At 72.2% G+C, this 11,527-nt stretch carries 8 protein-coding genes; 3 read left to right on the top strand and 5 right to left on the bottom strand.

The genetic code is table 11. The annotated features are described in order from the left end of the window. Nucleotides 1-58 precede the first annotated feature (58 nt). Nucleotides 59-562 (top strand): helix-turn-helix transcriptional regulator, encoded by a 504-nt coding sequence (locus AB0C19_RS28525; protein WP_357190253.1) that lies wholly within the window; start codon nucleotides 59-61, stop codon nucleotides 560-562. An 8-nt stretch (nucleotides 563-570) separates the two neighbouring features. Here the strand turns inward: AB0C19_RS28525 and AB0C19_RS28520 are convergent, their stop codons facing one another. From AB0C19_RS28520 to AB0C19_RS28500, 5 genes are all read right to left on the bottom strand, one after another. Then, the gene (locus tag AB0C19_RS28520; RefSeq protein WP_357190251.1) at nucleotides 571-1,500 is read right to left on the bottom strand and encodes a CU044_5270 family protein; all 930 of its coding nucleotides are present in this window, start codon (nucleotides 1,498-1,500) and stop codon (nucleotides 571-573) included. Between the two features lie 17 nt (nucleotides 1,501-1,517). Next, nucleotides 1,518-2,087, bottom strand: a complete 570-nt coding sequence (locus AB0C19_RS28515; RefSeq protein WP_220090045.1) for a sigma-70 family RNA polymerase sigma factor — start codon at nucleotides 2,085-2,087, stop codon at nucleotides 1,518-1,520. A gap of 156 nt (nucleotides 2,088-2,243) precedes the next feature. Further along, nucleotides 2,244-5,522 (bottom strand): lamin tail domain-containing protein, encoded by a 3,279-nt coding sequence (locus AB0C19_RS28510; RefSeq protein ID WP_357190248.1) that lies wholly within the window; start codon nucleotides 5,520-5,522, stop codon nucleotides 2,244-2,246. A 91-nt stretch (nucleotides 5,523-5,613) separates the two neighbouring features. Further along, on the bottom strand, nucleotides 5,614-6,630 hold the full coding sequence (locus AB0C19_RS28505) for a GNAT family N-acetyltransferase (RefSeq protein ID WP_357190297.1): 1,017 nt from the start codon (nucleotides 6,628-6,630) through the stop codon (nucleotides 5,614-5,616). 72 nt (nucleotides 6,631-6,702) lie between these two features. Further along, nucleotides 6,703-8,241, bottom strand: a complete 1,539-nt coding sequence (locus AB0C19_RS28500; RefSeq protein ID WP_357190246.1) for a lytic transglycosylase domain-containing protein — start codon at nucleotides 8,239-8,241, stop codon at nucleotides 6,703-6,705. 37 nt (nucleotides 8,242-8,278) lie between these two features. Between AB0C19_RS28500 and AB0C19_RS28495 the strand changes: the two genes are divergently transcribed. Further along, nucleotides 8,279-8,494 carry a zinc ribbon domain-containing protein gene (locus AB0C19_RS28495; RefSeq protein WP_238666924.1) on the top strand — a complete coding sequence of 72 codons (216 nt, stop codon included), beginning with the start codon at nucleotides 8,279-8,281 and terminating at the stop codon, nucleotides 8,492-8,494. Nucleotides 8,495-8,646: 152 nt separating this feature from the next. Next, entirely contained in the window at nucleotides 8,647-11,487 is a 2,841-nt protein-coding gene (locus tag AB0C19_RS28490) for an NB-ARC domain-containing protein (protein ID WP_357190244.1), read from the top strand. The last annotated feature ends 40 nt before the right edge of the window (nucleotides 11,488-11,527 follow it).

Here is an 11,527-nt window from a genome sequence, read left to right as displayed (position 1 = left end):
GTCCACAGGTTTGTCCACAGGGATTGAGCATGGCCGGCGCGCCCGGGATGGTGGTCGGATGGCGTCGACGCTTGGTTCTCCCCAACCTCCTGGTCCCCTCGTCGGACGATTTCCCATCGCGGGTCTGGTTCGCCGGGCACGTCGCATCGTCCGGCTGAGCCAGCAGCAGATGGCCCGCTTCGCCAAGGTCGCGCCCTCGACGATAGGTCGGGTCGAAGCGGGGAACCTTGTGCCGAGCCTGGCCGTGCTGGAGCGCCTTCTCGGCGCGGCCGGGCTCTTCCTGGTCGTGGTGGACCAGGAGGGCCGGGTCGTCCTGCCGATGGCCGACCGCGACGACGTCCAGGACGGGGCGAGTCGCCGTTATCCGTCCCACCTCGACACGATCCTCGACCCGGAGCTGGGGGAGTGGTGGGGGGACATCTACGGGCTGGCCCGCCCTCCGGAGACCTACCACCGCAGTTCGGCAGATCGCGAGGCGCGACGCCGACGCAGCCAGTGGGAGGTACGGGTGGCGCAGCATCGCAGCGCGCCACCCCCACCACCGGTCCACGATTACTACTGAGCCCGTGATCAGGGCAGCTGCCCCGGGCGGTCGACGATCGCCACCTGGGTGACGGCGGTGCTCGTGTAGGGCGACTCCTTGCCATTCCGCACGATAAGACGGCGGGTGCCGAGGTAGGTGTGGGTCTCCCGGTCGAAGATCAGGTCGATGTGGGCACCGAACACGCCCGGCGTCCGCAGTGCCACCCCCCGCCGGCCGGCCGCGTCCCGAATTTCGTCGGGCAACACTGTGGCCCCGGGCACCTGGGCCATGGCCTGGAACAGCGCGCCGAGCGACTGTGGCGGCACGTACCCCTCGAGCATCCACATTCCGTCGCCGAAGATCGTCGTAGGGTCGTTCCGGATGGCCTCCAGGTCCGCGCCGGCGGGCAGATCCAGTGGGATCGGGTGATCCCGCAGGTACTGCGCCATCTTCTCCGGCTCGGTGGGCAGTCCCTGGAAGTAGCCGGGCGGCGGCGCCAGGTGCGAGACGTTGTCTGTCCGCCACTCGTCGGGGCGGCTCTCCAGCCTCCGCCGCTGCTGCCAGGTGGGGTCGTCGCCGATCGGCACCCAGCGCTGGAGCCGCTCCTCGGTGTACGGGCCGGCATCCGGCCGATCCCGCCAGGTGAGTCGCAGTTCGATGAAGAGGAACTGGCCGGGACGCGCCACCAGATCTGGCTGCTGCCGGGCCGAATCCGCGGCCTCGGTCAGGATCTCGGCCGCGCTCGCCGTGGGTGGAGCGTCGTCCACCGTCTGCACCACCAATCCGCCGATGGTCAGCAGGGCGACCAGCCCACCGACCCCGGCCAGGCGCCAGCCCGGCGGACGCCACCGCGGGCCCCCGCGGGCTGCACGACCGGGAGGCGCGGTCGGCGCCGGGGCGGAGGTCTGGTTCGTGACGTGGTCCCGCAACTCGCCGAGGAGTCGTTCCTCGAAGTTGCCCAGTGGGGTGTGGGTCATGGTGATCATCCCTCCGATCAGACGAGTGCGGATTCGGACTGTGCGAGCGCGAGGCGTACCGCCCGGCGGGCCCTGTGCACACGGACCCGGGCGGCGACCGGGGAGATGCCGAGCGCGTCGGCGGCGTCCGCCACGGAGAGGCCGTCGACGGCGACGAGTTCCAGCAGGGCGCGAGTGCGCTCCGGTAGGCCGCGCAGCGCCTGGTAGGTGCGGCGGGCCAGCGCCTCGGCGTCGATGCGTTCCTCGATCCGGGCGATGTCGTCGGCGTCGAGCAGCCGTCGTCCCGCTATGCGACCGCTGGCCCGCAGGAGTCGGGTCGCCCGCCGATGTTCGGCAGCTATGACGTTGCGAGCCACCCCGAAGAGCCAGCCCAACTCGCTGCCCCGTTCCGGCCGGTAACTCGTCGCGCTGTCGATCACCGCGAGGAACACCTCGGCCGTGAGGTCGGCGGCAGTGTGGGGGTCGTCAACGCGACGGGCGACGAACCGGCTGATCGTCTCGACGTGCCGCCGGTAGAACCGCTCGAACGCTTCGGGGTCCGCGCCGATGGCTGCTAGGCCGTCCCCGCCTGGGCTCGGGATAGTCACAGGCCGTCCTCTCGTTGGCCGTCCTTACACCCCTTCATTGGCTCGGCGGCGGCAGCGTGTTACGTCCTCTGCAAGATCATGCTGAAACAAGGATGTAGTGGCCCCCTGGTCCACGAAGGCCACTACATCCTGGGTCGAGCGTGGTTGAGACGAATCTCAGTCGTCGTTGGTGATCGTTCCGGTCGCCAGTGGATCGGCCAGCCGCAGGCCGGGCACACCGGCCACCAGCAGCGTCAACTTCTCGTCCGCCTCCCGCTTGCGGTCACCGCGCACCGACACCGGGAACGTCACCGACGTCTGCCCGGCGGCCAAGACCTTGCAGCCGGCGTACGGGTCGAAGTCCGACCCCGCCTGCGCCGTGAGGCCGACGGTGGCGGCGCAGAGCAGCACCGACTGGGACAGCGGCCGAGACACGGTGGCGGTGAAGGTCAGCTGCCGGGTGCCCTGGTTGCCCTCGGCCACCGCCGTGTCGGCGACTGTCAACGACGCCCGGGACCGGAACCGCGCCACCTGCGGGTCGTGGTCACTGGAACCCCGCGACCCGTCACCGGCGAACTCCGCCGGCCAGTCGGCGTTGATGTGCGCCGCCCGCACCTGCACCAGGTCGCCGTAAAACGCGTCGTTGACGAACAGGTGGTCGAGAGTCTGCGCCTGCCCCTCGAAGCTGTACGAGTAGGCCGAGGCCGGCACGTCAGCGACGAGGTTGTCCCACAGGTTGTGCAGGCCCGCCTCGTAGAGCGGGGCGAGTTGGTCCGACGGCGTGGGCTGGTCACCGGTGGCGATCGGATCGTCCGGGCGGGGGAAGACGTTCAGGTCCCCGCCGTAGACCACTCGGGCTGTCTGGTCGGCCGCCTCGATCGCTGTGACGATCGCCGCGCCGTAACGCGCCTGCTCCCGCCGCTGCCCGACCCGGCTGTCCGGGCCCGAGGAGTAGTGGTTGCTGAGGGCGTACAGGGTGAACCGCTCGGTCGAGCCGGGCGCGGCGGCCACGCTGAACTTGCCCAACTGCGGGGCACGGGTGAAGACGTTGCTGCCGTCCCGACCGGTCGAGGTGTCCACATCCGCCGGCAACACAGCGTTGAGGGCCTTCGGGTTCTGCACGTCGGCGTTCGCCGGCAGCCCCGCAGCCCGGTACTGGACTGTCGGTGCCGACCCCAACAGCGGGTCCGCAGCCGTCGCGGCCGCCAGCGACACCCGGTCCGTGCGGTACAGGAAGGCCGCGGTGATACCGCGGGCGTCCGCGCCGGTCCGGTCGTAGGCGGCGGCGTACGCGGGCCCACCGGCCGCCGCGACAGTGAGCGCCAACTCCTGGATGCTGTCCGGAGCGCCATCGGCGTTGTTCGTGTCGCCGCAGCTCAGCGCCGCCCCGGAGATCGTGCAGATGTCCTGGTCCTCGGCCTCCTGCACAAGGATCAGGTCCGGTGCGTGCAGGTCCTTGACGATCTGGTCGGCGAGCGCGGCCAGTTGCTCGCGGTACTCCGCCTCACTGCCCGGGACGTAGTCGAACGGCGGGGTGACCCCCACGCAGCCGGCGTTACCGGCGAAGTCGCAGCCGTCGAACGGGTCGTCGCGGTAGTCGTACAGGTTCTCCACGTTGTAGGTGGCCACTGCCACCTCCTGCGACCGGTCGGCAGGCTTGGGCGGGTTGTTCTTCGACGGGTCGGCCCCGGCGGCGAACTCCGCCCGCTCGACCTGGACGCCGTACTTCTCGAACGAGTAGTAGACCCCGCCCACCGCGTCCGCCCGCAGCGTGTCGAAGGTGTGCGCCGGCGGGAGCAGCGCGGCGCTGTCCCCGGCGGTGGCCTTCACGCCCATGCTGCCGAGCAGCGTCCGCTGACCGTTGCCGTCGTCGAAGCGGCGGGTCGGGTCGTTGTCCAGCGGGTGCGAATCACGGAAGACCCGCCGGGAGTACGCGTCGGCGCGGTCCAGCAGCGGGTCGTCGCCGTCGACCACCCACAGCTCCGCGTCGGCGGTGGAGGAGAAGACGTCCCGGCCGCTCACCGCGCCGCTGCCCGCGCGTACCCGCATCCGGGAGCCCTCGTGCCGCTCCCAGAAGCGCTGCGCGTCGGTCAGCACGGCCGGTGGCACCGCGTCGGCCACCGCGACCGCGGTGTCCACTACCAGCCCACCGCCGATCCGGCGGACCAGCGACGCGCCGGAGAGCTGGGTGAAGTTGTAGTACTCCGACACCCGGGCCCGCAGCACCACCTCGTCGCCGACAGTCGGCACGTAACCGCCGATCAGCGAGGTGAACGTGCCCATGAACACGAAGATGCCGTCGGAGCTGGTCGGGTCGCCGTCGGTGTCACCAACGCGGCTCTGCAGGAAGAAGCCGTGCTGCTCCGCCCCGGCCGAGGTGCGGGCCAGGGTCAACTGGGTGATCACGCCGCGCACGTCGTACAGGGTGCTGCTCGTGCCGTTGCCGCTCGCCGGTGCGAGCGGTGACCTGTCGCCCGGACCGGACTCGGCGTCGGTGGTCGGACCCTGCACCTCGCCGACGGTCAGCTCACGGGTCACCTGCACGGCCAGCGCGCAGCTCGCGGTGCCACCGCCCGCGTCGGTGGTGGTGAGGGTGACCGTGTACGCCCCGGCGGCGAGGTCGGAGCTCACGCCGACAGTGGCGCGGGCGGTGCCGCCCACCCCGTCGGCGGGGGTGAACGCGGTACGCGTGATCGAGCCGGACGTCGGGCTCGGGCTGATCGCGGTCACCGCCAGGTCGACGATCGTGTCGTCGGGATCGGCGGCGGTCACCTCGCGGCTCGTGCCCGTTCCGGCGGAGGTGACCAGCGGCCCGCCACAGGTCAGCGTGGCCGGTGCGTCGACCGGGCCACCGCCGTCCACGGTGTGCGCGCCCAGCCCGTCGAACGTGTCGACGGGGAAACCGGCCCACTGCGCGGCGGGGTCGAACGCGTCCGACGGGTCGGTGTCACCGGCGGCCACGCTCGCCAGGCGGCGCACCGTGTTGTCCGCCGTGCTGGTGACGCCGGACCCCCACTCGGTGCCCGGGTCGACGCCCACCTGGCCGATCGAGTCGAGCACAGTGGTGCCCCGACGCAGCACTATCGCGTCGTCACCGTTGAAGAGGCTCGCCCCGGTGGTCTGGTCGGCCTGGGCGAGGATGGCGGCCCCGGCCGAGGCGCTGGCGAACACGAACGCGTCGCCGGCCGCCACGCTGCCGGCCAGGGCGATGGTGGTGGCCGTGGTGGCGCCGTTGAAGTAGAGCTGCAACTGGTAGCCACCGGCCGCCAGGTCGACGGCGGCGCCCGTGCCGTTGAACAGCTCGATCGCCTTGTTGTTCGACGTTCCCTCGACGTACTCCGAGATGAACAGGTCGGTGGGCGCGGCGCTGGCCGCGGTGGGTGCGACGCCGAGCGCCGTGACTGTCACGGCGGCGGTGGCGGTCGCGAGCGCGGCGATTGAGCGGCGCGGGCGCATAGGGCCTCCACGATGGGTGGATGGGGTCAACGCACGTTAAGGTGCGCGACTGTCCACCGTCCATCCCCTAATGGACAGTTTCGTGAATTCCTCAGCGCGGCGGATCGAGGCGGTGCACCAGCTCAGCGACGTCGACGCTGTATTCGCACCAGTCCCGGTCGGGGCGGTAGCCCAGCTCCGCGTTGACCTTCAACATCGCCTCGTTGGCCTGCGCGTTCCAGGTCTGCACCTCGATCAGCTCCGGCTCGGCGGAGCGTAACTCCAGCAGCATCCGGGCCTTGATCGCCCGATCGATGCCGTAGCCCCGGTGATCCTGCGCGACGATCGTGTCGTACTGGTCGGCGCGGGTCGGGTGCTGCGCCGGCACCACCACCTCGGTCAGACCGGCCACCTCGCCGCTCTGCTCGTGGCGGGCGAGCACGATGTAGGGCTTCATGCCCCGCCGGTGCAGCGTGTCGAGGCTGTCCCGCAGCCGCTCCGGGTCGTAGGAGCTGGGTCGCAGCTCGCCGTCGTCGACGTCGCGCACCTCGGCCTTCGCCCGCGCGTACGCCTCGATCAGGTCGTCCGGCGGCCCGCCCGGGAAGAACTCCAGCTGGTAGCCCGCCCCGATGCCGGTGGCCATCTCGGCCAGCTCGGCCCAGTCCACCGCAGTCAGGTCGAGCACGCTGCGCGTCTCCACGTACTCCCGGTTGAAGCCGAGCGACTCGTAGAACCCGACAGCCGGCGTGTCGCCGACGACCTCGACCCCGATCGACCGGAAGCCCTCCTGGTAGACCCGACGCGCGGCACGCAGCACCAGGTCACGGCCGAGGCCGGTGCGCCGGGCGGACGGGTGCACCAGCACCTCGAGCACGCCGATGTCACCCAGAAGGAGTACGTGCACCTGGCCGAGCACCGCGCCCGTGTCGCCCGGGGCGGTCGGCTCGGCCTGGGCGATCCAGGAGATCCGCCGCTCGCCGGGCATCACCTCGGCGAGGTACTCCCGCAGCGAAGCCTCCCGCCAGGGCGGATCCTGCGGCAGATCGGCCGCCAGGACCGCGTTCAGCGTGGCCAACAGCGACGCGATCTCGGCGGACGACGCGGTCCTGGGGTCCCACTCGCGCACCATCACCCGTCTAGCTTGCCGCTAACAGAGGCCCGGGGGAAGTGTCCAGTTCTCCAACGTATCGAGACGATCACTTCACGACCGACTGGCCCGTCCGTACCGGTTCGCGGTGTCGTAGACGTCCTGGGCGTACCGCCGTACGTCGTTGTAGGAGAGGATCGCGTTCCACCAGTCGCCCGCAATGCTCAGGTTGCGACCCCCCTTGCAGAGGTAGTTTCCCGCTGCCAGGGCCGCGTCGTCCAGGTCGTGCGGGTCCTTGCGGCCGTCGTTGTCCGCGTCCGCGCCGACCTCCTGCCAGGTGGTCGGGATGAACTGCATCGGCCCGATGGCGCGGTCGAGGGTGGCGTCTCCGTCGAGTGCCCCACGGTCGGTGTCGATGATCCGCATCCGGCCCTCCTTCCCGTCCAGCGGCAGCCCGAAGATATTGGGCACCGCTTTGCCGTCCTGCCCCAACCGCGCCCCGTTGGTCGAGCCGTGATCCGATTCGACCTTTCCGATCGCGGCCAGCGTGGTCCAGCTCAGCGCACAGCTGCGGTTGGTCTGGGAGAGCACCAGCTCGGCGTAGCCGTACGCCTGCATGGCGACCGCCGGGACATCGACCTTGGCGCCGACCTGCTGCGCCCAACCGGCCAGGGCGTCCGACGGTCGGCCACCGATCACCGACCCGGTCGGCAGCCCGTTGCCGGGCAACCCGCCGGAGGGCAGCGGGAGGGTCGGCAGCGGGCCGGTGGGCAGTGGGCTGGTCGGCAGGCCGGACGGCATCCCCGGTGCTGCGACACCGCTCGGCGCGGCCGAGGCGTCGACAGCCACTGGGCGCGGTGAGCGGATCGCGGCCGGTACGAGTAGCGCTCCCGCCGCGGCGGTCGCGGCCACCAGCGCCAGCAGGAAGACGCCGGGCAGGGTCAACCGACCACTCGGCCGGCGCGCCCAGGCGCGGGTCGCCCGAGCCGCGGCGGCCGCTGCCCGGCGCGGGGGCAGCCGTACCGCGTGCGCGAACTGCACCCGCCGTCGGCGGGCCGGGTCGGACGCCGACACGACCGGGATCTCATCCACAGTGGTCTTCGCCGGATCCGCGGTACCGGTCTTCGCGTCGTCGGCGGGCGTGTCGGCGCTCGACGCGCCGTCCGCCTTGGGGTCCCCGGCTTTCGCGGCGTCGGCTTTCGCGTCCTCGGCCTTGGGGGTGTCGGCTTTCTGGTCCTCGGGTTTCGCAGCGTCGGCCTTGAGGTCCTCGGCCTTACCGGTCTCGGCCTTACCGGTCTCGGCCTTGGCTGCCGCGGCCGGGAGGGCGGCTGCTGGGCTTGCGGTCGGGACGGGTTCGGCTGGGATTTTCGTGCCGGTGGTGCGCGCGTCCGGTTCGGACCCGGCGGAGTCGGGCGCGGCGGGCTTGGCCGCTGGCGGAGCCGGCGTGCTGGCCGCTGGCGTGCTGGCCGGTGGCGTGCTCGGCGCAGCCGCGGAACGCCCGCTCAGCCAGGGGCGGCGGGGGCGGGGCACCTTGCGCACCGGGTCGGGCGCGGCCCCTGAGCCTTCGAGCGGCCCGTCCAGCGGCGCGGCCGGTCGTAACGGTTGCACACGCGTGTCGTCCTCGCCGTCCACCACCTGTCGAGTATCACCCATGCTCCGCGAACCGTCAGATCCACGTACCCTGGGTGGCATGCCCCGGTACGAGTTCCGCTGCCGCGCCTGCGGCGACACCTTCGAGGTCAACCGTTCGATGGCGGCGGCCGGTGAGCCGGCCAGCTGCCCCCAGGGACACGCCGACACGGTCAAGCTTCTTTCCGCGGTCGCTGTCACCGGCCGCAGCGGTGGTGCCGGTGGCGCCCCGGCACCCGCCGCTGGTGGCTGCTGCGGCGGCGCCTGCGGCTGCTGATCGGGCCAATTCGCCGCCGCCTGGTGGGCCGGCCTTGCCGGGAGCGGGTCCGAGTGGCACGTTGAGGCGGCACTTGCCCGGCCGTTCTCACGATGTGTGATCGTTCGGACTCAGGCAGCATGAACCCGACGTCACGGGCGGAGGTTCCTCGCATGTCGCCACGGATCCAGCTCCCGAGCGGTTGGGTGACCTTCGTATTCACCGATATTGAGGGCTCGACCCGACTGGCTCAACTGCTCGGCCCCGACTACCGTCCGGTGCTCGCCGAGCATCGACGGCTGCTGCGCCGTACGCTGGCCAGCACGGGCGGCGCGGAGCTGCTGACCGAGGGCGACTCGTTCTTCCTGGCCTTCGAGGAAGCGACAGCGGCGATGACCGCGTGCCTGACCGCCCAGCGGGCGCTGTCCAGCCACGACTGGCCCACCCCAGAGGCCACACCCCGGGTGCGGATGGGTCTGCACACCGGCTATGCCGAGCCACGCGACGGCGAGTACGCCAGCCCCGAGGTGCACCGGGCCGCCCGGGTGGCGGCCGCCGCGCACGGCGGACAGGTGCTCTGTACGGCGTCCACAGCACGTCGGGCCGAGCCGATGCCGCCGGGGGCGACCCTGCTCGACCTGGGCCTGCACCGCCTGCGCGGCTTCGACGACCGGGAACGGCTGTTCCAACTGGTCGCGCCGGGTCTGGAGCGACAGTTCCCCCGGCCCCGTACCGCCGACGCGGTGGCGCACAACCTGCCCACCCAGGTGACCTCGTTCGTCGGCCGGCAGGCCGAGCGCATCGAGCTGGGCCTGCTGGTGCGTCAGCACCGCTTGGTCACAGTGCTGGGCGCCGGCGGCGCGGGCAAGACCCGGCTCGCCGTGGAGTTGGCCAGCGGAGTTGTCGAGGCGCACCCGGACGGGGTCTGGTTCGTCGACATCGCCTCGGTGACCGACCCGGGGCTGGTGGCGTTCGCCATCGCCGCAGTGCTCGGCCTGCGTCCCGAGCCCGGTCGACCGATGCTGGACACCCTCGTCGAGTACGCGGCCGGCCGTCGGATGCTTGTCGTACTGGACACCTGCGACACTCAACCGGCCGCCTGCGCCGAGGTGATAGCGCGGCTGCTGTCCGGCGGGAGCGGCGTACGGGTGCTGGCGACCAGTCGTGAGTCGTTCAGCCTGCCCGGCGAGGTGGTGTGGCGGATTCCGCCGCTCTCGGTCGACCCGCGCGCGGACGGTGCGGAGAGCGATGCGGTGGCGCTGCTGCTGGACCGTACGGCGGCGGCGCGCGGTGGTCGGCAGCCCGACCCGGCCGAGTCCGCCGACCTGCGTCGGGTCGTGCAGCGGTTGGATGGTCTGCCGCTCGCCATCGAGTTGGCCGCCGCCCGGCTGCGGGTGCTCTCCGTCGGTCAGCTCGCCGAGCGGCTGGACGACGTCCTCGGCACCCTGGACGCCGGCCGGGAGGACCCGGATCCGCCGCCGGTGGAGCGCGGCTGGTCCGGCAACCAGCAGGACACCGTGGACCTGGTCGCCGCGGCGGCCGGAGCGTCACCTCCCACCCCGGCGAGTCGGGCGGTGCAGCGCTCGGCCACCGAACGGCATCTGACCATGCAGGCCACAGTCACCTGGTCCTACCGAACGCTGGGGCCCCGGGCGGCCCGCCTGCTGCGGTGGCTGGCGGTCTTCGCCGGCCCGGTGGATCTGGCGACGGTGGAATGGCTGCTGGGCGACGATCCGCTGGACCCGCTCTCGGTCCTGGTGGACAAGTCGATGGTGTTGGCCGAGCCGCGTGCCGCCGGCAGCACCTACCGGATGCTCGACCCCATCCGGGCGTACGCGGCGCGACGTTTGGCCGAGGCGGGCGAGGAGCAGGCCGCTCGGGACCGGCACGTGGCCTGGTCGGCGCACGCGTTGGACCGGGCCCACCTGGGCCAGGACGGCAGGCCGGTGACGCTGTCGCTGTATGCCCTCGATCCACTGGCCGGTGAGCTGCGCGCCGCGCTGCGGTGGTGCGCCACCGGAGGCAACGCCCGTGCCGGCCTCGGTCTGGCGGGTGGGCTGGACCAGTGGTGGCTGGAGCGGGGCCTGGCCCGCGAGGGGCGGCTGTGGCTGTTCCGGCTGTACGGACGGATCGCGGAGACGGGGGAGCGGATCCCGGAGGCGGAGCTGGCGGCGGCGTACCACATGCATTCGCTGCATGCCAGCGCCGACGGCGAGTTCGCCGAGGAGCTGCGCTACTCCCAGCGGGCTGAGGCAGCGGCCCGGCAGGCCGGCGACGCCGGCTTGCTGGCCCGGGTGCTCGCCGGCAGGGCCGCGCCGCTTGTCGACATGGGGCAGTTCGTCGAGGCCGAGCGGGTGTGTCGGGAGGTCATCGACTGGGCGCACGGGCAGGACGTGGTCGGCGAGGCGCTGTTCGCGGTCTTCAGCCTGGCCGAGTTGCTCTGGCGGCGGGGCGCCCTGGAGGAGGCTGCGGAGCTGCTGGGCGCGGTACGTCCGGTGGAGGCGGCCCGGCCCGTGGAGCGGGGCCGACGTTCGGTGGACATGCTGCTCGGCATGGTCGCGCTGGCCCGCGGCGACGTGATCGCCGCACATGAGCATCTGTTGGTGGCGCTGCGCTCCCGGATGGGCCACGGCTACCACGGCCGGGCGTGCGACACCTTGAACGCGGTAGCGGTGCGCTGCGCGATCGGCGGGGAGCGGCTGACCGCCGCCCGCCTGTTCGGGGCAGCGCAGGCAACCCGCGCGAGCATGCGTGCCACCCCCGGCATCTTCGGCGGTTACTGGGCCGAGCAGCAGGGGGAGTTGCGCGCGGTGCTGGGCGACGCGGCCTTCGACGACGCGTACGGCGAGGGTGCGGAGTTGGGGCTGGACGAGGCCGCGGCGCTGGCACTCGACGTGGAACACCCGGACCTGGCAGCGGACTCGACCCGCTTCAGCACCGGCCTGTCCCAACCAACCCCCCGCCTTCCCGCCGACCCCGACCGCCACCCAGCCACCAGAACCGAACGCGCCTAACCCCATCTCCGCCCCCCACCCTGCCCTCCCACCCCCACCC

The organism is Micromonospora sp. NPDC048842 (assembly GCF_040649935.1).
Classification (GTDB): Bacteria; Actinomycetota; Actinomycetes; order Mycobacteriales; family Micromonosporaceae; genus Micromonospora; species Micromonospora hortensis.
Note: the sequence above shows the minus strand (reverse complement) of the source record. Positions and strands in the feature narration are given on the sequence as shown.

Bases quoted from the DNA above. Each gene is read 5' to 3' on its own strand.
- AB0C19_RS28500 (WP_357190246.1), bottom strand. From the start codon at position 8,241: ATGGGTGATACTCGACAGGTGGTGGACGGCGAGGACGACACGCGTGTG.
- AB0C19_RS28505 (WP_357190297.1), bottom strand. From the start codon at position 6,630: ATGGTGCGCGAGTGGGACCCCAGGACCGCGTCGTCCGCCGAGATCGCG.
- AB0C19_RS28495 (WP_238666924.1), top strand. From the start codon at position 8,279: ATGCCCCGGTACGAGTTCCGCTGCCGCGCCTGCGGCGACACCTTCGAG.
- AB0C19_RS28490 (WP_357190244.1), top strand. From the start codon at position 8,647: ATGTCGCCACGGATCCAGCTCCCGAGCGGTTGGGTGACCTTCGTATTC.
- AB0C19_RS28525 (WP_357190253.1), top strand. From the start codon at position 59: ATGGCGTCGACGCTTGGTTCTCCCCAACCTCCTGGTCCCCTCGTCGGA.
- AB0C19_RS28520 (WP_357190251.1), bottom strand. From the start codon at position 1,500: ATGACCCACACCCCACTGGGCAACTTCGAGGAACGACTCCTCGGCGAG.
- AB0C19_RS28510 (WP_357190248.1), bottom strand. From the start codon at position 5,522: ATGCGCCCGCGCCGCTCAATCGCCGCGCTCGCGACCGCCACCGCCGCC.